This is a genomic window from Pedobacter sp. P26 (assembly GCF_050632135.1).
Classification (GTDB): Bacteria; Bacteroidota; Bacteroidia; order Sphingobacteriales; family Sphingobacteriaceae; genus Pedobacter.
In genome coordinates, this window is the sequence record NZ_CP192574.1 from 692,237 (window position 1) to 715,061 (window position 22,825).

Sequence of the window (22,825 nt, forward strand, 5' to 3'; positions counted from 1 at the left end):
TTTATTGGGCAAAAGTAGTATAAAATGCGGGCAGTTTTACAAAGAGTTACACAGGCGAGTTGCACTGTTGATGGTGAAGTAACAGGAACTATTGAAGGCGGATTTCTGGTGTTACTAGGTATTGAAGACGCTGATCAGGTAGAGGACCTGGACTGGTTGGCACAGAAAATTATCGGGATGCGTGTTTTTGGCGATGAAAATGGAATGATGAATAAGGCACTTGCTGATGTAGGTGGAGATATTTTGCTGATTAGCCAGTTTACTTTATTTGCATCTACTAAAAAAGGAAACCGTCCGGGTTTTAAGAGGGCGGCACGACCAGATGTGGCGATTCCACTTTACGAGAAAATGATAGAAAAGCTGTCTGCTTTATTGGGCAGACAAGTAAAAACGGGAATTTTTGGGGCTGATATGAAAATAGCACTTTTAAACGATGGACCTGTTACGATTCTAATTGATACAAAAGATAAGGAATAATTAAAATTTGAACAGTAGTGGCGTAACTTATTAAGTCTTGAATGGTCAGAAAACAATATTAATTTATCCCAAACTTTTAACCTAAGCTTATATGAAAGATAAAAATCCGAACCGTTTAACTGAATATGGTTTTTTGGTATTTTTTTTAGGGCTAAAACTAATTTTATCTTTTGTATTGGTTAATTCGGTTTATGAATTACAACGCGACGAGTTTCTCCATTTAGACCAGGCCAATCACCTGGCTGCAGGTTTTACTTCAGTTCCACCTTTAACCTCGCTATTTTCGTGGCTGATTAAAGCTTTTGGAAATGGTATTTTTATGGTAAGGATTATACCTGCATTATTGGGAGCCATAACCATACTGTATTGCTGGAAAATCGTCGATTTTTTGAAAGGGAACTTATTGGCCAAATGTTTGGTTGCCGTAGCCTGTATATGTTCTTCTTTGCTGAGGCTAAATACCCTTTATCAGCCCAACTCCTTCGATGTTTTAGCCTGGACAGCCATATTTTATTATTTACTGAGATATTTTGATCAAAAAGAGGCTAAATATCTATATGCTTTTGCCATTTTTGTGGCTTTAGGCTTTTTAAACAAATACAATGTTCTGTTTCTGATCATTGGTTTGTTGCCAGCCATAATTCTTACCCCAAATAGAAAAATATTCACCGATAAACACCTTTATCTATCTATATTACTGGTCGTTTTAATCATTTCGCCTAATGTAATCTGGCAAATTGACAATCATTTCCCAGTGCTTAAACACATGAAACTTTTGCGGGCAACACAATTGGTGCATGTAAACCGGATCGATTTTTTCATCGGGCAGGTTCTCTTTTTTATCAGTTCAATTTTTATCCTTTTAGCGGGGATCGGCAGTTTGATTTTTTATAAAGATTTCAGGAAATACAGCTGGATTATTTTGACCTACATTATTACCCTAATCGTATTTAGCTATTTTAAAGCAAAAGATTATTATGCCTTAGGTTTATATCCGGTTTTACTGGCTTTTGGTGCGGTTTATTTAAGTCGGGTTTTAGCGAAGAAATATATACTATCGGGCTTGCTGTTCGCTTTTAATATAGGCACATTTATTTACCTTTTGCCACTTTTGATGCCGGTTTATAGTCCTGCACAAATTATTGCCCACCATAAAAGGTTCGAGCGGGTAGGCGCATTACGCTGGGAAGATGGCAAGAACCATGAGTTGCCTCAGGATTATGCGGATATGCAAGGCTGGAAAGAACTGGCAGCACTTGTTGATATTGCTTACGATAAGGTTAAAGATAAATCTACCGTATTGATACGTGCCGATAATTACGGACAGGCGGGCGCAATTAACTATTATTCGAAATATAAAAACATCAATGCAGTATCGTACAATGCCGATTACCTGTATTGGTTTAAAATGGATAAACCAATAAAAGATTTAATTTTAATTGAATGGTCTGGTGATGAAGATCCTCAAAGGAAGAGAGAGCAACCATTATTTGATAAAATTACTAAAATTGGCGAATTGAAAAATCCTTATGCCAGAGAAAAAGGTGCGGCAGTTTTTTTACTGGAAGGCGCAAAAAAAGAAGTTACCGGTATCATAAAATCAGAAATAGAAGAAGAAAAAATGACCATTAACGAAGCACAGGAAACGGTAGACCGTTGGATTAAAACTACAGGAATCCGTTATTTTAATGAATTAACCAACACGGCCATTTTAATGGAAGAAGTTGGGGAGGTTGCACGGATTATGGCCCGTAAATATGGCGAGCAGTCTTTCAAAAAAAGCGACGAAGAGGTAAACCTTGCCGATGAAATGGCCGATGTAATGTTTGTGCTGATCTGCTTGGCCAATCAAACCGGTATCAATCTGACAGAAGCCTTGGAAAAGAACCTGGAGAAAAAGAGTATCCGTGATGCAGACAGGCATAAGAATAACGAGAAGCTTAACCCCTAATCCCCTAAAGGGGAATTATATTTTGCTTGGGTCAAGCCCCCTTTAGGGGGTTGGGGGAATAAATTCCATCAAACTTCTATAGGCAACAAAACGGTTCTTAAACCTTTCGTTTAATTCAGCCTGTAAAGCTGGTGCAAATTCTTCCTGGTATTTATTGTATTGGTCGAGTGTTTCTGCTACATACTGCGTGCAATAAGTTATGCCCTCATTTGGCGAATCTACAACCTTTAATAAGCGGTTAGAAACAAACAGACCTGTTGCCATCACTTCAGGGATGTGAACATCCTGCATCCATTGTAACCATTCTTCGGCTGCTGCATCTTCGAGGATGAGCGTAACATTATATAAAAGCATATTGCAAAGGTAAATAATATATAAATGGGAAAAAATGCATGGATAACTGTTTTTATTCTTTTAAAGCTATTGTTCAATTAAATTTTTGGTATAATTCATATAGCATGATATGAAATAATACCACTCAAAAAATCGATAACTCAATGAGCAATTACATCTATATGGGTGACCTAACCGCAATTTTTGATTGTGTTTTGTGCTTTGTAATCGGTAGGGGGGATCATGGAGAAAAAAGACATTGCGTACCTGGAAAAGGTATTTTCTTATAACTTAATTAATCGACAGCACGGGGGGCAAGAATTTTAATTTTAGCCTGGATTTGCTTCATTTTGTTGTTAACCTTAACTATTATTACATTAGATGCATAAGTTAGCTGCAATATCAAAATGATTACCATTACCACATCTTCCACTATAAAAGAACTTGAAGGAATTCTTGAACTTCAAAAGCAAAACCTAAAACAGGATTTAACACCCGAACAAATTAAAGCACAAGGCTTTGTTACGGTTTCGCATTCGCTAGATGACCTGGAAAAGATGCATCGATACGAGCCTAATATTATTGCGAAGGACGGAGATACCGTAGCAGCTTACGTGCTGGGAATGACCAAGCAATCAAAAAACGATATTCCAAGGCTGGTTGAAATGTACGAAAGCTTCGATGACATTTTATACCGGGGAAAACCTGTGTCTGATTATCATTATATTGTAGTTGGGCAGGTTTGTGTAGGAAACGATTATAGGGGCAAAGGTTTATTTGATGAATGCTACAATGCCTATAAAGATTATTTTAAAAGTAGGTATGCCTTCGCCATCACTGAGATTGCGAGTATTAACCTGCGATCTATGAATGCACATAATCGTATCGGCTTCGAAGTAATACATAATTATACCGACAGTAGCGGTGTAGAATGGAATGTGGTAGTTTGGGATTGGGATGATTTTAATTAGTATCTTCATCCTAAAGCTTTATTCAAACAATGATGACCACTGATTTTGTAACCTTCCAAAGATTTAATGATAAAGCAGCAGCTTTAGGAATAGCAGAAACATTTAGAGAAAATGGGATTGAGTGTGGGGTGGAAGATGTTTCTGAAAACTTTGATGTTTCGTTTGCCAATAATGAAATCAATAAAGACTTTAGAATAAAGTTAAAGCCTGCCGATTTTGAACGGGCCGACACTTTGCTGCTGCAACTGGCAGAGAAAGATTTAGCAGATATCGATCCGGGTTACTATATTTTTGATTTCAATAATGATGAACTAAAGGAAATTATTGAAAAACAGGATGAGTGGAGCAGTTTAGACTTTTTACTAGCCAAAAAAATATTAAAAGAACGCGGTGTAGAGGTAAACCTTAGTCAGATCCAAACATTTAAAGAAAAAAGGTTAGCAGCGTTGGCTAAACCTGAAGAAAGTCCGAAAGTGCTGATTGTAGCGGGTTATATGCTAGCCGTTGTGGGCGGATTAATAGCCATTGTTATTGGGGCTTATCTACGCACCCATAAAAAACTATTGCCTAACGGAGAACGGGTTTTTGGTTACGCCGCTTCAGACAGGGCGCATGGCGAAAGGATTTTGATCTTAGGTACCTTAGGATTGATACTCTCTGCAGTGTACCAATTTATGAAGTATACTTAATCTAGTTTGGCATTTGGGGCTAGGCGTTTGGCGTTAATCAATCTTTTATTGGCCATTAAGAAGTTAAGAAAATTAAGATTTTTACAATCTGGCTACGAATCAAATTATTGATCAATGAACGATTGAAAAATTTTAAGTAGTTTGGCTGTTGGAACTTTGCCAGGGCAATACAGTCAACCAATTAACCAACGATGCAGTTCCCAATGAACCAATGGCTAATGAACCATTGACCAAAAAAAACAACTAAACCCCGTCTCCCCTTAAATTCCTGAATCTTTTTCTTGCTTCAGCGCTGAACATGCTGCCTGGATAATCTGTAATCAGTTTCTGGAAATAAATTTTAGCCAGTGCAATATCATTCAGTTTCTTTTCATAAAGGTCTCCTAATGTAAAAAGGGCATCATCTGTCCAGATCCCGTCTTTAAATTCTTCTGTTACTTTTTTAAGGATATCTGCTGCTTTTTGAAAATCGTTCGCTTTAATAAAAATACGCGCTTTACTCATCATGATGGCATCTGCCAAACTGTTCTGAGGATAAGTAATTGCAATGCTATCCATTTTTTTACCGCTTTTTCGGGTAGGTTTCTAAATAAAAGCATCTCTGCATCAGCATACATTTTTAAGGCGTTGCTATCAGCTGGTGTTTGGATATTATCGCTAATCAATAAACTAAGATTTAATGCATCATTGGCGATCAGTTGTGAGGTAGCGGCCTTTAAAACCAAACATTGACCATTGCTGTATTCGAAATTGCCTTGGTAAAAGGAAAGTTTAGCACTCCTGAAGCGTGCCTCATTTCCAACGGGCTGTCCTTCAAACTGTTTGCTCACCTGCTCGTACACTAAAAAAGCTTCCCAGGGTTGGTTGGTTAAAATGTAAATGTCGCCTAAATCGAGTTTTAGCTGACCCAAGTCCTGATCGTTAATGCCGGGCATCTTTATCGCTTCTTCCAGTTCTTTTTCTGCACTACCGGGTTGATTTAAATAATAGGCCTGCAAGTTTGCCAGTTTTTTTATGGCAAAAAGTGTGTTCCTGTTCTTGCCGTTTTCGCTTAACAATGCCTGATAATCTTTCGCCAGCAGATCAAGGTCTGCAACTGTATATTTTCCGCTGGTACGTAGGTTGTACCTGGTGTTCAGCATTTCTATTTTTGAAGGAAGATAATACTGGTTATCCTTTCCTTTGGTTAGTAGATAATCGTATGCTTTAATCGCTGTTTCGTAAGCGCCATTATCAACAAAGGTATAAATGGCATTAAACAGGGTAGCCCCATCAGCTTTGGTGCGTTTATCGTAAGCGATAAGCTGGCGCAGGGCCATGTCAAATTCCTGTTGCTGAATGTAATTCCAGGTAAGCAACTGAATATAAATCCTGGCATCGGGTTCTTTCTGTATTTTCTTTAAAATAGCCGCCTGAAATGTCTGGTAGTCATTTTTATCTTCAAAAACAGATGATAATACTGCTTCGGCCTGTGGCAAAAGCTGTGGTATGGTGGCCATCGCATCCAGGTATTCCTGCATCAGCATGGGTTTATCCTTTTTAAAACGATAGATGTTCAACAGTTCGAAAGTGAAAGCCTGATCGTTACCCAGCAATTTTCGACCTTGTTTAAAAGTTTGAACCGCAAAATCATAATTTTCGAAACGATAAAAGCTGTTGGCCAGGTTTCTGATCCTAAATTCTTCTTTTGGCAGTTTTGCAATTACCTCATTAAAAATTTTGTTGGCCGCCTGTACATCGCCTTTTTCCTGGTAAAGTTTGCCCAATGCAATGGGATAAGTATCATTCTGTGAATTTTTTTTGATTTCCCTTTTAACCACTTTCTCTGCAACATCATAACGTTTCAATTTTAACAATGCATTAAAGTAAATGTCGAAATAAGCATCATTATTAGGGATAGCATAAAGTTTTTCGAGCAGCACTACTGCTTTTTCATACTCTCCATCCTGATAATATTGAATAGCCAGACTACTTTCATCAGGCGCAATCTGCTGATTGGGACGAAAGATCTGCGCATTGACCCCAAGCGATAGAAATAAGAAGATGATGAAAAACAAGCGGTTCATAAACCCTAAATTATAAGTTTTAAATGTAACATTTTAATACTTCTTTGGCTAAACCGCCAATTGATATTAAACGTATTTTAAATGTTACCTGCATTTTATTTTGTAGATATTTTATAAATACTAAATTGAACCACGACTTATTATTGACTGCATAAGGTAACATTGTTGGTGTAAATTGGGGTTAAGTAGTTGCGATGCTTATTTTTGTCATCCCATAAAGAATTTATTTATGCTAAAAAGGATTTTTCTATTGTTAATGGTTACATTGATTTGGGCTTGTAAAGGCACAAACCATGATACTATTCCTGTAGACGATTTTTTAAAACGCAGGATAAAGCTTACTATCGCATTTCTCCGGATGGGAAAAGTTTATCTTATTTAAAACTTCATGATAAAAAACTTGATCTTTTTGCTGAAGATCTCGCCACCGGAAATAGCATTCAGTTAACCCATCTGAATGGGAAGAATATCAGTTTCCATTTCTGGACCAGCAACAATGAACTGATTTATTATACCGAGGATGGATCTAAAGAACGCCGGTCTGATATTTTTGTGATCAATAAAGACGGAAGCAAACAGGTGCAGCTAAGTGCCAATGAAAAAAACAGGTTGAGGGTGATAGAAGATCAGCTGATTGATGATAAATATATCATTGTAGCTTCCAATAAACGCGATTCGACCGTTTTTGATGTGTATCGCTTAAACGTGCGCAACGGGAAAATGGATATTGCTGCAAAAAATCCTGGTAATATTACTAAATGGATGACAGATAGTAAAGGTGTTCTTAAAATTGCAGTTGCCAGCGATGGAGTGAACGAAACCTTGATGTACCGCGAAAAGGAAAATCAGGCTTTTACGCCGGTAATTACCAATAATTTTGAAACTACTTTTCAGCCAATTGCATTTTCGGAAGACCAACCCAATGTACTTTATGCGATCTCAAGTGTTAACCGTGATAAAAATGCACTTGTAGCGCTTGATTTAAAAAACGGTAAAGAAAAACAGGTTCTTTTTGCAAACGATACCTTAAACGTAGTAGATGCAACCTACTCCCGTTTCCGGAAAAAAATGCTTTTTGCAACCTGCGAAACCTGGAAAAGGGAGAAGTTTTACCTTGATGACAGTACAAAGATTGCGTACTCGAGGATTGATAAACTTTTGCCCGGTACCGAATGGGTAATTATGGATAGGGATAAAACGGACAAAGTGTTTGTGATACGTACTTTTACTGATAAAAATCCAGGATCTTATTATCTGTATACGGCTGTTGACAAAAGGCTTAAAAAACTTACCGATGTGAGTCCTTCCATTAAACCGGAAGATATGAATGCCATGAAGCCGATCAGTTTCAAAAGTCGCGATGGTTTAACCATTAATGGTTATTTAACGCTGCCTAAAAATAAAAAGGCGGTTAACTTACCTGTTGTTGTGCTACCACATAATGGTCCTAAATCGAGAAATAGTTGGGGATACAATGCTGAAGTGCAATTTTTAGCCAACCGTGGTTATGCCATATTGCAGGTAAATTATCGTGGCTCTACCGGTTATGGAAAATCATTTTATGCTGCGGGTTTTAAACAGTGGAGCGATAAAATACAGGAAGATGTAAATGATGGTGTAAAATGGCTTATTGCAGAAAAGATTGCCAATCCTAAAAAAATTGCCATTTACGGTAATGGTTTTGGGGGCTATATTGCTTTAAATTGTTTGTATAAAAATCCCGATCTTTATAAATGCGGCGGATCAAATTCGGGTGTGATTAACCTGTTTAGTTACCTGAAAACTTTTCCTCCATTTTTAAAGGCCAAATTAAAGATGTATTATGAAATTGTAGGTAATCCGGTAACCGAGACCGATTATATGCGTTTTGCTTCGCCTGTGTTTCATGCAGACCGGTTTAAGTCTCCTGTTTTTATTGCCCAAAACCCAAAAGACCCAAGTGTTAACGTAGCAGAAGGTGTACAGTTTATCAAAGAACTTAAAAAAGGAATGTCCAGGTTACTTATATCGAAAAAGAAGAAGGTCCGGATCCGGTAGTACGCCAACAGAGCAGAACGGCTCTGTATAAAGCCCTGGAAGAGTTTTTAAAAGAAAATCTAGGTAAGAAATAGGTATGGCCTTAGATAAAAAAAGCAGTTACCGTAAAAATTTCTCTTTAGGTGTAACCTTCATTGTACTCATTTCCATTCTTTTTATCCTATCGCTTTTCCTAGCGTTCAACTATAGCAAAAAATCGATAGAGAATGATTTTGTTTCCGAAAAGGTAAATGTGCTGGAACAGAGTATTAAGCCTTACAATGATTTTTTTCAGAACAAAATGCCTGAGATTTCTTATTACAATGGCTATTTGGATTCTTCTACTGCAGCAAAGTTTGTAGATACCGTGATGTTAAAATATCCCTTTATCTCTAAGGTTACTTTTTACGATACAGAGGTGAAGAATGTTCCTGTTAAAGATGGGATCAATGCAAACCACCTTGGTATTGGTCCAAAATCTATTTTCCAGTTTGGGAAAGGGGTAAAGCCCGATTCGGTGAAGTTGTATTCAGAAGATGATACGAGATCTTTTAATGTAGGAAGTGATTTTAATGCAATCGCAATTAAACTTGCCACTTTTGTTGAAGATCTTGATACCGCATCAGTACCCTCACAAGAAGAATTGTTTACCAACTTTTCTATTGTTAATTCTAACGAAAATAAAATCACTTATTTAAATATTCCCCGAAGGGAAGATTTAAGAGTTTATAAAGATATGATCAGGCGGAAGTTAAATCCGGCACCTGTTTATCAACAGGATGTACTTGTTTTTAATCTTGACGCACATAAAATCAAAATCATCAATACCAGGCCATTGTTATACCAAACGATCAGGATTGAACCGCTAACTTATGATCCGATTGATACCTCAGAAGAAAATATTAATACCGAAATAGCGCTGCCGGGTGCATTTTCTGATTTCAAGCTATACCTCATTTCATCAAAATCTTATATCAAGAAAGAAATTTTTATTTACTTCATGCCAATTGCCTTGGTGTTATTGCTGGTGTATGGGGTACTTTTATTGGTTGCTTTTTTGATTTACCGTAATCTGAACATCAATAGTAAAATGTTTAAGCTGCAGTACGATTTCGTGAATAACCTTACACATGAGTTTAAAACGCCCGTTAGCGTAATCAAGATTGCAGGAAACAATATTAAAAGTGCTACTGCATTAAGTCAAAAAGAGCAGCAGCTCTATGGTAAGATACTGGATGAAGAAGCCGACAAACTGAATGGTTTAATGAATAAATTACTGGCCTTTACGCAAATTGAAAATAAGGCAATTAAATTAAATCAGGAAGAAGTTAATGTTGTGGATTTTATTGAAAGTACGATCGAGTCGCATACTTTAAAACATCCCGATTTTAAGATTACTTATGAAGTAGTAGGCTTTAAAACCTTTATCACCGACCCGGTGTTACTAGGGAGTTTGTTCGATAACCTGGCAGAGAATGCCTATAAATATTCAAAACCAGAACAGAAAAAATTACACATCAGTGCAAAGCTGATTAAAGGGGTACTGGTTTTCAGGTTTGCCGATAAAGGGATAGGCATCGCATCGTCAGAATTAAACAATATATTTAAGAAGTTTTTCAGGATTCAGAATGAATATAACCAAATGGGTAGCGTAGGCCTGGGTTTGGCATTCTGCAAAGAACTGGTTAACTTTATGGAGGGGGAAATCTCTGTAAAAAGTAAAGTAGGGAGCGGTACGGAATTTAAAATCGTGCTGCCATACAATAGTTAAATTTTAATAGTTGAAATATTAAACCTTGAAAGGTTGGAATGTAAACTTGACCTTAAAACATTAAAACTTTTCAACCTTACAACCGCATTAAAACACACATAAATGTCTAAAGAAGTAAAAATATTAATCGTAGAAGATGATGAAAATCTTCGCTTTCTGGTAGCCCACCGTTTAAAAGCTGAGGGTTATACGGTGCTTGAAGCAAATGATGGCGAAGCTGGAGAAAGAATGATTTTGGCCGATCAGCCGGACATTGTTTTGTTGGACTGGATGATGCCTGGTAAACAAGGTGCCGAGGTTTGTGAGAATGTGCGCAAGCAAGGTTTCGAAAACCTGGTGATTATGATGACCGCAAAAGCCCAGGATGTAGATAAAATTGATGCTTATAACTTTGGTGCATCTGATTACATTACCAAGCCATTTAATATGGACGTTTTGGTAGCCATGTTAGAAAGCAAGGTGAAATTTATCGTCAATAAGGATTCTGCAGAGATTCACCGTTTTGGCAATATGGAACATCACCCAAATATCCACACGCTGTTCAGAGACGGAAAGAAGATCGAACTAACGATATTGGAAAACCGTATCCTGCTTTATTTTCTGCGCAATCCGGGCAAAGTAATCAACCGTGATGAACTGATGTTGGTGGTATGGGGCTACAACTCTGATGTGAACACCAGAACACTAGATATGCATATTGTGCGCTTGCGTAAAAAGATAGAATTAAATCCTGACAATCCACAGTTGCTACAAACGGTCAGAGGGGTTGGTTATCGCTTTAACGCGGGATAAGAAAATGATTGAGTTTTGAATGAGAGAATGTTTTAGGCGGATCGCCCTATTCTCTCATTCCATCATTCTCTCATTCAAAATTATCTATGCTCTTTTCAAGGTAAATATCGTTATCTCTGGTAAAACTCCAACTCTACCTGGATAACCCAGGAAACCGTAGCCAACGTTAACGTAAAGTTGTTGTTTTTGTTCCTGATATAAACCTGCCCATTCTTTGTAAATGTATTGCACGGGGCTCCATTGATATTCTTTTAAACGAACACCAAATTGCATGCCGTGTGTGTGTCCGCTGAACATGGCGTCGATTTGCGGGTACTTCTGTAAAACTTCTCCACGCCAATGCGATGGGTCGTGACTTAATAAAAGTTTGACAGGTAAATCGTCTGTATTTTGAACTGCAAGTTCCATTTTTCCATATTTTGGAAAGCGGCCCATTCCCCAGTTTTCAATACCTAAAATGCCGATTTCTTCTCCGTCAACCTTCAGTCTGCGGTTTTCATTCATCAATAAATCGTAACCCATTATTTTGTGAACCTCAACCATATTTTTCAGATTTTTTACTTTGGCGGGCGATGACTCCTTGCCGAAATAATAGTCACCATAGTCGTGGTTTCCTAAAGATGAATATACACCAAGTGGTGCTTTAACTTTCGAAAATATATCCTGGTAATCCCTTACTTCGTTGGTGAGGTTGTTTACTAAATCGCCGGTAAAAAAGATAAAATCAGGCTTTTCTCCCAATAACATTTCCACACCGCCTTTTACTGCGGTTTTGTTATAGAAACTGCCCGAATGAATGTCAGAAATTTGCCCCATAGTAATGCCGTCAAATGCCTTTGGCAGATTAGGAAGAATTAAGTTAACTCTTCTAACCTGGTAATCATAAGCACCAGAAATAATGCCCCAGCTTAAAGAGGTTAAAGGAACGGCAGCGGCAACTAAGCCTGCTTTTACTAAAAATTCTGAACGTGATATGGGTTCTGCCTTGCTAATTGGCTGGTCTTTTATGATTTGTTTTTTTCTGAAAAGTTTGATGAATAATCTTCGCAAATCATCCAGAATTAGAAATGGCAGCATCGCCATTTTACAGGCTACTGTTAAAAAGAAAGCGACTAGAATGATGGCTCTAAGCGTAAGGAAAAGGTTAAGGTAAATTCCTGCGAAAATGCCAATAATTAACAGAATGCTATAACTCCAGTACAAAATACCGAAGATTTTTTTGTTCTGGGTTTCCACTTAAAAACTGAAACAATGGCTTTAAAAAAATAAATATCAAAGACTGTAATCAATATGCAGGCTGCAATGATGAAAGGTAATCTTCCCATATACTCGGGTTATTCGATTTAAATTAAAAAATAAGGCAGGTTTCTCTGACCCGCCTAAAATTAAGTATTTGAACTAAATAAATTATCTAAAATTCGCTTAGGATGGTCTAAAAAGGATTTATAAACCCTGTATATCTCTGATTCCTCATATTTTACTTTCGTTATTTTACCATTGGCCATTTCGTAAATCGTTGCATTTGGATAAGCAAGCAAAATAGGGGAATGGGTTGTAATAATGAACTGTGCATTTTTATCAATCAAATTGTCAAGTTTTGATAGCATTGCGATTTGTTTTGTAGCTGATAAAGCAGATTCAGGCTCATCCAGAATATAAACACCACTGCCGCCAAAGCGGTTCATAAACAGCGACCAGAATGATTGACCGTGAGATTGTTCGTGCAAAGAGACACCTCCGTAGGATTTTATAAGTTTTGGCCCAAAAGATGGTTCTTCATCAAGTTTATCAATCTCACTTGCTACATTATAAAAACTTTCACCTCGTAAGAAAAAACCATCTTTTGGTTTCCTGAAACTTTTGCTAATGGTTAAATAATGATGCAATTCTGAGTGTGTTGCTTTACTTGCAAAATTGAAATTTTTACCTCCACCCTCGGCATTGAAACCTAAGCTTACCGCAATTGCTTCAATCAATGTTGATTTTCCGACGCCATTTTCGCCAGTGAAAAAAGTAACGTTTGGATGAAAGGCCAGTTCCTGAAATGATTTTAAGCAAGGAATGTTAAACGGATATCTATCAGGAAGATTCTCCTGATTCAATCTTAACGATAAAAGATATCCGTTAAACTCCATTTTAATTTAATCCCTTATTCATTTGCTTTTACCTGAAATCGTCTTCATCCTCTTCCTCGTCAAATTCGGCATTAAATAAGCTGCCAAACATATCAGAAAAGCCGAAGCCACCATTTAAAAAGTTTTTGCTCAGTTGTGAATATTCGGCTAAACCATGTAATACAAATTCCATTAAGAGCAAGGTTTGGTTTTCGCTCAGTTTAGGATGGAATTTCTTTACCAGATCATACAAGCCTGGTACCAACATCAATGCTTTTTTGTATTGTGTATTGCTCAAGGTATCCGTAACATCAACATTATGGCCTTCGGTAAACCATTCGGTTACTTCGGTGTAAGGATTGGCTGTTTTGGTTTTTTTGCTTTTTCAGGGTCAGGGAAATAGCGTGCAAACAAAGTTTTAACTGCCTTGCCAATTAAGGTGGTAGCTCACATGCGCAGGTCCTTCCAATTCGCCTTCGTAAACCAATTCTATTTTACCCGTTATCGCTGGGATAATTCCTGCAAGATCAGATAAACGTACAAAAGTATTTTTCTCACCTGAAATTAACATTCTGCGTTCAGCAGTGCTGATTAAATTCTCGTATGCCGAAATGGTTAATCTTGCTGATACACCCGATTTCTGGTCAATATATTCACTTTTGCGAGCCTCGAAAGCAATTTGTTCAACCAGGTCTTTCACCAAACCATCAGCTTCAATATTGGCTTTTTGTTCTGCTGTAAGCTTAGCTTCCTGAAAAGTAATTTTACGCGAAATCTCAATGCTTTTTGGGTAGTGAGTCAAGATCTGACTTTCGATCCTATCTTTCAATGGCGTAACAATGCTTCCACGGTTGGTGTAATCTTCCGGGTTTGCGGTAAATACAAACTGGATATCTAAAGGTAAACGCAATTTGAAACCACGGATCTGTATATCTTTTTCCTGCAACATGTTAAACAGCGCGACCTGGATACGGGCCTGTAAATCGGGTAATTCGTTAATGACGAAAATGCTGCGGTGCGCGCGTGGAATTAAACCAAAATGGATTACACGTTCATCATTATAGGTTAACTTTAAAGTAGCGGCCTTAATCGGGTCAACATCGCCAATTAAATCAGCAACGGTAACATCTGGTGTGGCCAGTTTTTCGGTATACCTTTCACTGCGGTGCAGCCAGGCAATTTCGGTATCATCACCTTTGGTGGCAATTTCATTTTTGGCGTACCACGAAATTGGATTTAACGGATCATCAAAAATCTCGCTTCCGGCAACATAAGGCACATATTCATCCAATAAATTGACCATTAAACGGGCAATACGTGTTTTTGCCTGTCCGCGTAAACCTAAAAGTAAAATATTGTGACGTGATAAAATTGCGGTCTGTAATTCTGGAATAACCGTTTCATCGTAGCCGATAATGCCCTCAAATTCGGTTTTTTTATCGCGCAGCACTTTAATCAGATTTTCTCTGAGTTCTTCTTTTACCGATCTTGATTTATATCCTGTGGTTTTTAACTCTCCTAATGTAGTATTTTGCATCTTTTTTAAATGGGTTTGAGGTTTAAGTCTTGGGGTTTCAGTATGCAACATCAATCGCTAAATCCTTGCCTGTTTTAAATATTTCTAAGATTTGTTTAGTAGATCTTTTTGGCTTTGGTCCTAAACCTTCCACCTTTTTACCCTCTACCTTATTTAACTGTCTTACGTCTATTCTTAATGTAATCTTCAAAAATGTATTCACCTAAGCCGTTTAAAGAGCTGTAAAAAGCCCTGCCGCCATTAATTTCTGTAAATTGACGGACAAATTGCTGTAAATAGGGATCCTTCGCAATCATAAAGGTGGTAATTGGGATTTTTAAACGTTTACATTGGGCCGCCATATTTAAGGTTTTGTTAATCACCTTTCTATCCAAACCCATACTGTTTTTATAGTATTTGCCATTTTCCTTTAAGCAGGTTGGTTTCCCATCTGTAATCATGAAAATCTGTTTATTATGGGTTTTCCTGCGGCGGAGCAAATCGGCAGCAAGTTCCAAACCTGCATAGGTATTGGTGTGGTAAGGGCCAACCTGTAAATAAGGCAAATCTTTCACGCTGATGGGCCAGGCATCATTTCCAAAAACAACAATATCTAAAGTATCTTTAGGATACTTCGTTTTAATAAGTTCAGCAAGTGCCATGGCAACTTTTTTGGCCGGGGTAATGCGGTCTTCGCCATATAATATCATCGAATGCGAAATGTCGATCATCAATACCGTAGATGTTAAGGTTTTAAAATCCTTTTCCTCTACTTCCAGATCGCGGTCTGTTAAAGTGAAATCGCCAATTCCGTGATTAATCTGTGCATTTTGGATAGAAGCAGTCATGTCGATCTGATCTAAACTGTCGCCGAAGTTATATTCCCGTCTGTCGGCATTTTTCTCTTCGCCAATACCCGATTGGTTACTGTTGTGGTTACCACGTCCAGATTTTTTCAGTTTCCCGAAAATTTCATCCAGTGCAGATTTGCGGATGGTCTGTTCCGTTTTGGCCGTAATCTTAAACTCTCCCGATTGATTGTCTTCAGTAAGGTAACCCTTATCCTTCAGGTCGTCGATAAAATTACCGATACCATAATCATTATTGGTTAATTTATATTGTTTATCGAGCTCGTTCAGCCAGCTTAAAGCTTCTGCCGCGTCTCCGGCTGTATAATTCAGCAGTTCGCTAAATAATTTCAGCAACTCATCAAACCCACCCTTTGGCGCATCGCCCGGCTTATAATCAGAAAAACGAAAACCTCTCATGTGCTTGTATTAACGATTTATCGAAGATAAAAGTTTCGTTTTGCATAAATTTAAGCGCGGTGTCATATTTGGAGGGAAGAAGAAACGTAAAAACGGAAAGACCAAAGCATGGTTAAATTGGAAACTGAAAACTGAAAACAGCCAACTGATTAGGGCGTTCCCCAAGCTGCGCAAGGGTCTGGCTTTTCAGGGCTACGCTTCGCTTCGGTACCGCTGAAGAACCGGCACTGAACCCTTACAATCCCTAACGTAAAACCCACCGTTTAAAAAATAAATCTAACAGACCTTATAGGTTTCAAAAACCTATAAGGTCTTATAAAAGCTTAACCCAGCGCTATATGGTAAATCTTTTTATTATAATCAGGATTTGCACCCGGTTGTGAGGCTACAAAAGCACCTACCTTACAGGCATTATCCAAAGTGGTTTCCATGGGGTAACCTTGCAGGTAGCAGGCAATAAATGTGGCTAAAAAAGCATCACCCGCACCAACGGTATCCGCAACCTGAACTTTGTAACCGGTATGTTTAAATAATTTGCCTTCTTTTAAAACACAGGCACCCTTATCACCTAATGTCAGGCAAATGATTTCTATATTGAACTGACTCGAAAGCTGTTTTAGTAACTGTTCATCAGTATTGCCCGTTAAACCAAATGATTCTTTTACCCAAAGAATTTCATCTTCGTTTATTTTAAGGATATCTGCTTTTGTCAAAAGCTCTCTAATTAATTCCTTTGAATAAAAAGGAGCGCGGAGATTGATGTCGAATATTTTAGTTTTGGCATTTTCTAAAAGTGCCAGAATGGTTTTTTTAGATTTTTCATCCCTGCAGGTTAAACTACAATATACTAATGCATCTGCTTGTTTTACAGCTGATGTGTTTTCCTCGGTGATTTTGATCTCATCCCATGCTACGGGTTGTTTAATGGTATAAGTAGCCTGATGATTTTCATCCAGTTGTACTACAACTGTACTGGTTGGTAATTCATCGTTAACTTGGATCAAATCTGTTGCAAAATGATTGCTGGCTAGAAAATTGAATAGCTCTTTGCCGTTTTCATCATTGCCTATGGCACTAATAAAGCGGCTCTCTATCCCTTGTTTGTGTAAATTAAGCGCAACGTTCATGCTCGAGCCGCCAGCTTTTTTGCCTTCTGGAAAAACATCCCAGAGTATTTCGCCAATCGTGATTACTTTATTTTGCATAGAAGATTTATAGATACGTAAATAAAGAATTTTTACGCATTGAACAAAATAATTTGTTTCATATCTTTAATTTTTACCTCAACTCAATTAACCATGAAAAAAATACTTGTAATTGCATTGTTTTTAGCTTCCTTCAGCGCTTTTGCTCAAAATGAGAAAGATAAACAGGTCATACTTAATTTGCTGGAGAAGCAACGTACCGACTGGAACAAAGGTGATGTTGAAGCTTTTATGCAGGGATATGAAAAATCGGATAGTTTACTTTTTGTGGGTAAAACCGGACCAACCTACGGATGGCAAAAAACGTTGGATAATTATAAAAAAGGCTACCCGGATAAATCTGCTATGGGCTTTTTGGTGTTTGGAATAAAAAAGGTCGAATTTTTGAAACCCGATCTGGCATTTGTATTAGGCAGCTGGAATGTAAAACGCGAAAAAGATGAGTTAAAAGGGTATTTTACGCTTTTAATCAAAAAAATTAAGGGGGAATGGAAGGTGATCGTTGATCATAGCAGCTAGGAATGGAAGATGTGGGATGGGAAATGGATGAGGGAGATAAAGTTGTCTCGGTAACGAAGTTCCCCTCGTGTCATCATTGGAGTAATAATCAGAGCCTTTACCTGAAAAATGAGGGTGACGTTTAGTGCCTGCTGCATACTATTAGATTTATACTGTGCACATGGCAAGACTCAGGTGAACTAAGGTTGCTTAGGTGGTCATAAAAATAAAGGCTCCTTTATTTAATTAATCACCTCTGGCATCTGGGAACATCTAAGTTGTTAAATTCCTTTTGCAGGGCTGTGCGCAAAATTTACCATTTAAGATCATATAAGAACATGTAATCTCATATGACCTAAATGTCTTATATGGTAAAAAACACCTAAAATTTCAGCTATTTAAATGAATTCATTTTTAGTGGACTGCATTATGTACCGATTTAAGTATCTACTTTTTTACTTATAGTATGCTTACCTGTTTAACAGGTTAAATCATCGGTAACGAAGTCGAGAACCGGAAGGCTCAGCGAAGCTAAATCTGTTTAGATGGATTTCTCCATTCCACTGCATTTCAGTCGAAATGACGCCATTTTTTATTAAGATATGCTTAAATATAGGGGACGATGATTAATTTACTCTCCCAGCTTAAAATCCTTATAATAATAATCCTTATCCGCATCTGTTAACTCGCGGATTACCCTGCATGGGTTTCCTGCAGCAAAAACATTATCCGGAATATCCCTCGTCACCACACTACCTGATCCGATTACTACATTAGAACCAATTTTTACACCCGGGTTAACGACTACGTTTCCACCGATCCAAACACTATTGCCTATGGTCACTTCCTGCGCCCATTCGTATTCCTGATCTCTTAAATGCGCATGCATTGGATGTCCGGCAGTATAAATGGCTACATTCGGTGCGATAAAAACACTATTTCCTATGCTTACTTTTGCGCAGTCTAAAATAACGAGGTTAAAGTTCGCATAAAAATTATCTCCAATTTCGATGTTATAGCCATAATCACATCTAAAGGGAGGCTCAACGTAGAACATTCTTTCTGTTTTTCCGAACAATCTTTTTAATAATTCTTTTCGCTGCTTGATAAATTTGGGTGCCAGGTTATTAAACTCATAAACGATTTCACGGGCTTTTAATCTTTCCTTTGATAGTTCTTCGCCTCCAGCCTGATAAGCTTTGCCTGCAAGCATTTTTTGTTTTTCGGTAAGTGTATTGATATCCATTGATGATCTGATTTTTTAATTTGCACTAGATGTATTCACAATAATAACAAAAAACGGGACTATCGTTACCGATGCCCCGTTGTAGTTTAATTTTTTAGTAATTTTTATGGTCTGCCTTTGGCTAAAGCTCTTTCAGCAATTTTTACTGCTTTTTTCTCTCTCCAGTTAGCATATTTTTCTTTGAAAGTCATTTTAATCAAACTATCAATGGCACCATGGGTAAATAAACTCCAAACACTGGCTACCTTTCGGGTAATTGATTGGTCCCATGCCCTTAGGCTTAAAGAGAATGAACCATCCAGGTATTTCATCCAGTGCCACATACCTGTAGGCATAAATAGGGTATCGCCATGCTCTAAGAAAACTTCATAACCCTCAACACCGTTTAACGCAGGGAATTTTTCGAAATCAGGGTTGGCAACATCATAATCTTCCAAAGCATAAGTTGCATTTGGCAGGCAGTACAACCTATCTTTCCATTTATTATCAAATAAAACAATGTGTTTTCTGCCACCAAAGTGGGTATGGAAAATGTGTGGCAAATCGATATCGTAGTGCAAAAAGGTTACTGAATTAGAACCACCAAAAAACATGGCAGGCATACTTTCAATAAAACCGCCCATTAAATCTTTCGGGATTTTTACATCATTGATTAAACTAGGCACTTTTTTAAACAGGTTGAAAAAGAAAATCCTCAATTCAGTCGGCTCACGTTTGATCAGGTCAAGGTAATCGCCAAATTTCATGTGTGCAGTGGCCGCATTAATGGGTTTTGACGGATCAGCTTTCGAGTTATCGTAAAGTGGAACCTCCAATTCGCCACCAATTTCTTTTAAATATTGAGTGGTCCATTTTTCTCTTGCAGGCCAATCTTTGGTCAGGCCCCTGATTACTAACGGACGTTTAGTTTTCAAATAATTTTTCTTAAAATCTTCAGGAGTGATATTCTCAACAATATCAACAGGTTTTAAAATGAAACTCATGCGCTTAAATCGGTTATTTGTGCCGAACAACAAATGTGTAAATTTTATTTTACAAAATTGATGTTAACAGGTAAATGTGACTAAAATCACGTAATCTAAATTAGCAAATACTTAACAATTTAATAATTGCGCTTCAACTTTATTTTTAACAATTTCTGCATAAGCGGCATCCCAAAGGTCGATCCTTTTTTGTAAGGCCTGTTTTGTAGTTTCTTCAGCCTCAGCCCAAAATGCTTCCTCTTTTTCACAGAGTTTTTCCGTCATAGAAAGTGCCAAATGGCTGTGGTGATCGCCATCTACCTCGATGTGTCGCTCCAGGTAATATTTAAAAACCGATACTTTATCGGCCTGGGTACTGTTCAAATCATTTACCATGCTGTAAAACATATTCGGGATCAGATCCTCCCGACCGAAGGTAAAACTGGCTGCCTGTAAGTGTGTTTTACCGCTGTTGATGGTTTCGAATGTTGCATTCACGAAATCTTTGGCAGCAGCAGGAACATTTGCCATGTCAAATGCTTCATTAAAACTTTTACCGTTTTTTAAGGCGTTTAAAAAATCATTAATGGGTTTTGTATTTGCTCCGCATTGATCCATCGCGTCTAAATACAGTTCGAAATGGCTTTTAATCGCGCCATCAGCATCCACATCCGATTCTTCTCCGGCAACAATTTCGTTGATCAGCTGCCTGGTAACCGGATCACCAACCGGGAACCAGGGCAAACTGGTGCAAGTCAGGTTAATCTGTAAAGCCTTAAGCAGCGACATAAAATCCCAAACCGCGAAAATATGGTGTTCCATAAAAACGCGCAGATCTTCCAGTTCGCTAATGGCCGAATAAACCTTGTGGTTAATAATTTCCTGTTTAAGGGAAGTAATACTTTCTTGTATTTTTATAATGTTAGGATGCATGTATTTTAATGATTGAATGTTGAATGAGAGAATGATTGAATAGTAAATTGGCGACTTTTGATTTAGTGAATTGGCATAAGGCTAGCACTACTCATTTTATCATTCAATCACTTATTCATGCTCTCATTGTTATCTCGGTAAATTTTTTCCAACGCTTTACTTGCCCTTTTAATGGCGAGTTCTTCTTTCCAGTGCATGTATTTTTCACGGTAGTTTGCCTTCATAAAGTCGTCAAATTTACGCTGTAAAGTTAAGTTATACAAGCTTTTTGCTTTTACTGCCCAGCTTTTATCCCACGCCCTCAGGCTGATGGAGAAAGAGCCATCAAGGTATTTCATCCAGTGCCAGTAACCGGTAGGCATAAATAAGGTATCGCCATGTTCTAGAAAAGCTTCTACTCCCTTAACGCCTTTTAATGCCGGAAATTTTTCGAAATCAGGGTTTTCTACATCATAATCTTCAAGCGCATAAGTGGCATAAGGAATCTGGTATAACCGCTCTTTCCATTTATAATCAAACAGGATGACATGTTTCCTCCCGTTAAAGTGAGTATGGAAAATGTGTGCCAGGTCGATATCGTAATGCAAGAAGGTAACAGAGCCCTTTCCACCAAAAAACATATTCGGATAACTATCTAAAAAGCCGCCCATCAACTCTTTTGGGGCAATATAATCTTCCAGTAATTTCGGTGCAAACTTTATCGGGTCGAACAAAAATATGCGCAGGTCTGTTGGTGTTTTCTTAATCAGATCAATATAATCACCAAATTTCATTTCTGCTGCCGATGCATTGATCGGTTTAGAAGGATCAGCCTTCGAACTGTCGTAAAGAGGAACAGTTTTATCTCCAACAGTATCTTTCATGTAATCCATTGTCCACTTTTGGTAAGCCGGCCATTTCTTTGCCATATTTTTAATTACCAGGGGTCTGCGTGGCTTGAGGTAGTTCAGCTCGAAATCTGATTTAGATATGTTTTCAACTACATCTATCGGAGATAAATTGAATTTCATGTTAAATAACTATTAATGCAGCAAAATTAAATAGTTAAAAACAGGAAGTATCAGAAATGGAAAAACTTTAAAAAAACTGACAATTCATCAAAAAAAGTCAGATGGTATGAATCAAGGGAAGTGTTAAAAAAACTAGTTAAAACCAAAACGTTCTGGCTTTTGCCGGAACGTTTTGGTTAGACATAAGGATAATGCTAGCTTATTTAGGCATTAAAACGGTATCAACCACATGGATTACACCATTTTTTTGATTAACATCTGCTATAGTTACAGTGCTCATTCCGCCTTTTTCATCTTTTAAAACCAATTTTTTACCTTCCATCCAGGCCCAAAGTTTACCACCCTCTACTGTAGTTAATTCTGCTTTGCCACCACCAGCTTTAATTGCTTTTGCGATTGCCTTGCTATCCATTTTACCGGCAACAACATGGTAAGTTAAAATTTTGGTAAGGGTTGCTTTGTTTTCTGGTTTAACCAAATTATCTACAGTTCCGGCAGGAAGTTTGTCAAAAGCTGCATTGGTTGGAGCGAAAACGGTGAAAGGTCCGGCGCCTTTTAAAGTTTCTACCAAACCTGCTGCTTTAACTGCTGCCACCAAGGTGGTGTGGTCTTTTGAATTTACTGCATTGTCTACAATATCTTTAGTTGCATACATTGCTGCTCCACCAACCATTGGGTTTTTTGAGCATAAACTTGAGTTGTGAATGCCATTGTAATTACGGCAAATACTGATAAGATTAAATTTTTCATTATTTCTAATTATTAAGTTTCTGTTATTTGATTCCATTTACGACGGCCTACAGATACTTGGTTTTTAGAAATAAAATTTATTATTTAATGAATTGATTATTAGTTGATTAATTTTTGTTTTTTTTGATTTTGAAAAGGTGCTGTAGTGGTTCTTCGGAAATTACAGTCCCGCTTTTTACTACTTTCGATGAAGATTCGAAACCGCTTCAATCGGGTTTGTTTAACAGGGGGCTGCTCTTGCCAGGACTCACGATTTG

Annotated in this window: 18 protein-coding genes and 4 pseudogenes; 9 read left to right on the forward strand and 13 right to left on the reverse strand. The window is 37.7% G+C overall.

The features are described from left to right. Positions 1-24: 24 nt before the first annotated feature. From dtd to ACQ86H_RS03385, 3 genes and pseudogenes are all read left to right on the forward strand, one after another. Positions 25-477: a D-aminoacyl-tRNA deacylase gene (gene dtd / locus ACQ86H_RS03375; RefSeq protein ID WP_431293860.1), complete on the forward strand. Its 453-nt coding sequence runs from the start codon at positions 25-27 to the stop codon at positions 475-477. 319 nt (positions 478-796) lie between these two features. Then, positions 797-1,150: pseudogene (locus ACQ86H_RS03380) on the forward strand (glycosyltransferase family 39 protein); the annotation flags it as partial. 948 nt (positions 1,151-2,098) lie between these two features. Beyond that, positions 2,099-2,428, forward strand: coding sequence for a nucleotide pyrophosphohydrolase (locus ACQ86H_RS03385; protein ID WP_138818709.1), 330 nt, complete (start codon positions 2,099-2,101; stop codon positions 2,426-2,428). A gap of 42 nt (positions 2,429-2,470) precedes the next feature. Here the strand turns inward: ACQ86H_RS03385 and ACQ86H_RS03390 are convergent, their stop codons facing one another. Continuing rightward, complete coding sequence (locus ACQ86H_RS03390) at positions 2,471-2,782, reverse strand: DUF4286 family protein (protein ID WP_138818708.1); 312 nt, start codon at positions 2,780-2,782, stop codon at positions 2,471-2,473. A 386-nt stretch (positions 2,783-3,168) separates the two neighbouring features. On the opposite strand from ACQ86H_RS03390, the gene ACQ86H_RS03395 reads away from it, so the two are divergent. Beyond that, positions 3,169-3,732 (forward strand): GNAT family N-acetyltransferase, encoded by a 564-nt coding sequence (locus tag ACQ86H_RS03395; RefSeq protein ID WP_138818707.1) that lies wholly within the window; start codon positions 3,169-3,171, stop codon positions 3,730-3,732. Between the two features lie 29 nt (positions 3,733-3,761). Then, positions 3,762-4,421 (forward strand): hypothetical protein, encoded by a 660-nt coding sequence (locus ACQ86H_RS03400; RefSeq protein WP_138818706.1) that lies wholly within the window; start codon positions 3,762-3,764, stop codon positions 4,419-4,421. A 243-nt stretch (positions 4,422-4,664) separates the two neighbouring features. On the opposite strand, the gene ACQ86H_RS03405 is transcribed toward ACQ86H_RS03400, so the two are convergent. Both ACQ86H_RS03405 and ACQ86H_RS03410 read right to left on the reverse strand, forming a co-directional pair. Continuing rightward, positions 4,665-4,979: a tetratricopeptide repeat protein gene (locus ACQ86H_RS03405; RefSeq protein WP_431293861.1), complete on the reverse strand. Its 315-nt coding sequence runs from the start codon at positions 4,977-4,979 to the stop codon at positions 4,665-4,667. Then, positions 4,925-6,487, reverse strand: a complete 1,563-nt coding sequence (locus ACQ86H_RS03410; protein ID WP_431293862.1) for a tetratricopeptide repeat protein — start codon at positions 6,485-6,487, stop codon at positions 4,925-4,927. Before ACQ86H_RS03410 ends, ACQ86H_RS03405 begins: the two co-directional genes overlap by 55 nt. 552 nt (positions 6,488-7,039) lie before the next feature. On the opposite strand from ACQ86H_RS03410, the gene ACQ86H_RS03415 reads away from it, so the two are divergent. The 3 genes from ACQ86H_RS03415 (at position 7,040) to ACQ86H_RS03425 (ending at position 11,066) form a co-directional block, all read left to right on the forward strand. Beyond that, positions 7,040-8,524, forward strand: a complete 1,485-nt coding sequence (locus ACQ86H_RS03415) for an alpha/beta hydrolase family protein (protein WP_431293863.1) — start codon at positions 7,040-7,042, stop codon at positions 8,522-8,524. 76 nt (positions 8,525-8,600) lie between these two features. After that, on the forward strand, positions 8,601-10,274 hold the full coding sequence (locus ACQ86H_RS03420) for a sensor histidine kinase (protein WP_138818703.1): 1,674 nt from the start codon (positions 8,601-8,603) through the stop codon (positions 10,272-10,274). A 102-nt stretch (positions 10,275-10,376) separates the two neighbouring features. Further along, positions 10,377-11,066 carry a response regulator transcription factor gene (locus tag ACQ86H_RS03425; protein ID WP_025143982.1) on the forward strand — a complete coding sequence of 230 codons (690 nt, stop codon included), beginning with the start codon at positions 10,377-10,379 and terminating at the stop codon, positions 11,064-11,066. Positions 11,067-11,150: 84 nt separating this feature from the next. Here the strand turns inward: ACQ86H_RS03425 and ACQ86H_RS03430 are convergent. From ACQ86H_RS03430 to ACQ86H_RS03450, 5 genes and pseudogenes are all read right to left on the reverse strand, one after another. Next, positions 11,151-12,391, reverse strand: a pseudogene (locus ACQ86H_RS03430) (metallophosphoesterase). Positions 12,392-12,451: 60 nt separating this feature from the next. After that, positions 12,452-13,201 (reverse strand): AAA family ATPase, encoded by a 750-nt coding sequence (locus tag ACQ86H_RS03435; protein ID WP_138818701.1) that lies wholly within the window; start codon positions 13,199-13,201, stop codon positions 12,452-12,454. 28 nt (positions 13,202-13,229) lie between these two features. Further along, positions 13,230-14,717, reverse strand: a pseudogene (locus ACQ86H_RS03440) (magnesium chelatase). A gap of 149 nt (positions 14,718-14,866) precedes the next feature. Beyond that, positions 14,867-15,964, reverse strand: a complete 1,098-nt coding sequence (locus ACQ86H_RS03445; protein WP_138818699.1) for a vWA domain-containing protein — start codon at positions 15,962-15,964, stop codon at positions 14,867-14,869. A 323-nt stretch (positions 15,965-16,287) separates the two neighbouring features. Next, positions 16,288-17,169 carry a carbohydrate kinase family protein gene (locus ACQ86H_RS03450; RefSeq protein ID WP_138818698.1) on the reverse strand — a complete coding sequence of 294 codons (882 nt, stop codon included), beginning with the start codon at positions 17,167-17,169 and terminating at the stop codon, positions 16,288-16,290. 93 nt (positions 17,170-17,262) lie between these two features. Between ACQ86H_RS03450 and ACQ86H_RS03455 the strand changes: the two genes are divergently transcribed. Next, positions 17,263-17,688 (forward strand): YybH family protein, encoded by a 426-nt coding sequence (locus tag ACQ86H_RS03455; protein ID WP_138818697.1) that lies wholly within the window; start codon positions 17,263-17,265, stop codon positions 17,686-17,688. 610 nt (positions 17,689-18,298) lie between these two features. Here the strand turns inward: ACQ86H_RS03455 and ACQ86H_RS03460 are convergent. The 5 genes and pseudogenes from ACQ86H_RS03460 to ACQ86H_RS03480 all read right to left on the reverse strand — a co-directional run bounded on the left by ACQ86H_RS03460 (position 18,299) and on the right by ACQ86H_RS03480 (position 22,568). Further along, positions 18,299-18,913 (reverse strand): sugar O-acetyltransferase, encoded by a 615-nt coding sequence (locus ACQ86H_RS03460; protein ID WP_431293864.1) that lies wholly within the window; start codon positions 18,911-18,913, stop codon positions 18,299-18,301. Between the two features lie 104 nt (positions 18,914-19,017). Beyond that, positions 19,018-19,896 carry a cupin-like domain-containing protein gene (locus tag ACQ86H_RS03465; RefSeq protein WP_431293865.1) on the reverse strand — a complete coding sequence of 293 codons (879 nt, stop codon included), beginning with the start codon at positions 19,894-19,896 and terminating at the stop codon, positions 19,018-19,020. Positions 19,897-20,007: 111 nt separating this feature from the next. Then, positions 20,008-20,808 (reverse strand): DUF3050 domain-containing protein, encoded by an 801-nt coding sequence (locus tag ACQ86H_RS03470; RefSeq protein WP_431293866.1) that lies wholly within the window; start codon positions 20,806-20,808, stop codon positions 20,008-20,010. Positions 20,809-20,915: 107 nt separating this feature from the next. Continuing rightward, positions 20,916-21,818 (reverse strand): cupin-like domain-containing protein, encoded by a 903-nt coding sequence (locus tag ACQ86H_RS03475; protein WP_431293867.1) that lies wholly within the window; start codon positions 21,816-21,818, stop codon positions 20,916-20,918. 199 nt (positions 21,819-22,017) lie between these two features. After that, positions 22,018-22,568 (reverse strand): annotated as a pseudogene (locus ACQ86H_RS03480) (fasciclin domain-containing protein). Positions 22,569-22,825: the final 257 nt, after the last annotated feature.

Coding starts and splice junctions, on each gene's coding strand:
- dtd (WP_431293860.1), top strand. CDS start 25: ATGCGGGCAGTTTTACAAAGAGTTACACAGGCGAGTTGCACTGTTGAT.
- ACQ86H_RS03385 (WP_138818709.1), top strand. CDS start 2,099: ATGACCATTAACGAAGCACAGGAAACGGTAGACCGTTGGATTAAAACT.
- ACQ86H_RS03390 (WP_138818708.1), bottom strand. CDS start 2,782: ATGCTTTTATATAATGTTACGCTCATCCTCGAAGATGCAGCAGCCGAA.
- ACQ86H_RS03395 (WP_138818707.1), top strand. CDS start 3,169: ATGATTACCATTACCACATCTTCCACTATAAAAGAACTTGAAGGAATT.
- ACQ86H_RS03400 (WP_138818706.1), top strand. CDS start 3,762: ATGATGACCACTGATTTTGTAACCTTCCAAAGATTTAATGATAAAGCA.
- ACQ86H_RS03405 (WP_431293861.1), bottom strand. CDS start 4,979: ATGGATAGCATTGCAATTACTTATCCTCAGAACAGTTTGGCAGATGCC.
- ACQ86H_RS03410 (WP_431293862.1), bottom strand. CDS start 6,487: ATGAACCGCTTGTTTTTCATCATCTTCTTATTTCTATCGCTTGGGGTC.
- ACQ86H_RS03420 (WP_138818703.1), top strand. CDS start 8,601: ATGGCCTTAGATAAAAAAAGCAGTTACCGTAAAAATTTCTCTTTAGGT.
- ACQ86H_RS03425 (WP_025143982.1), top strand. CDS start 10,377: ATGTCTAAAGAAGTAAAAATATTAATCGTAGAAGATGATGAAAATCTT.
- ACQ86H_RS03435 (WP_138818701.1), bottom strand. CDS start 13,201: ATGGAGTTTAACGGATATCTTTTATCGTTAAGATTGAATCAGGAGAAT.
- ACQ86H_RS03445 (WP_138818699.1), bottom strand. CDS start 15,964: ATGAGAGGTTTTCGTTTTTCTGATTATAAGCCGGGCGATGCGCCAAAG.
- ACQ86H_RS03450 (WP_138818698.1), bottom strand. CDS start 17,169: ATGCAAAATAAAGTAATCACGATTGGCGAAATACTCTGGGATGTTTTT.
- ACQ86H_RS03455 (WP_138818697.1), top strand. CDS start 17,263: ATGAAAAAAATACTTGTAATTGCATTGTTTTTAGCTTCCTTCAGCGCT.
- ACQ86H_RS03460 (WP_431293864.1), bottom strand. CDS start 18,913: ATGGATATCAATACACTTACCGAAAAACAAAAAATGCTTGCAGGCAAA.
- ACQ86H_RS03465 (WP_431293865.1), bottom strand. CDS start 19,896: ATGAGTTTCATTTTAAAACCTGTTGATATTGTTGAGAATATCACTCCT.
- ACQ86H_RS03470 (WP_431293866.1), bottom strand. CDS start 20,808: ATGCATCCTAACATTATAAAAATACAAGAAAGTATTACTTCCCTTAAA.
- ACQ86H_RS03475 (WP_431293867.1), bottom strand. CDS start 21,818: ATGAAATTCAATTTATCTCCGATAGATGTAGTTGAAAACATATCTAAA.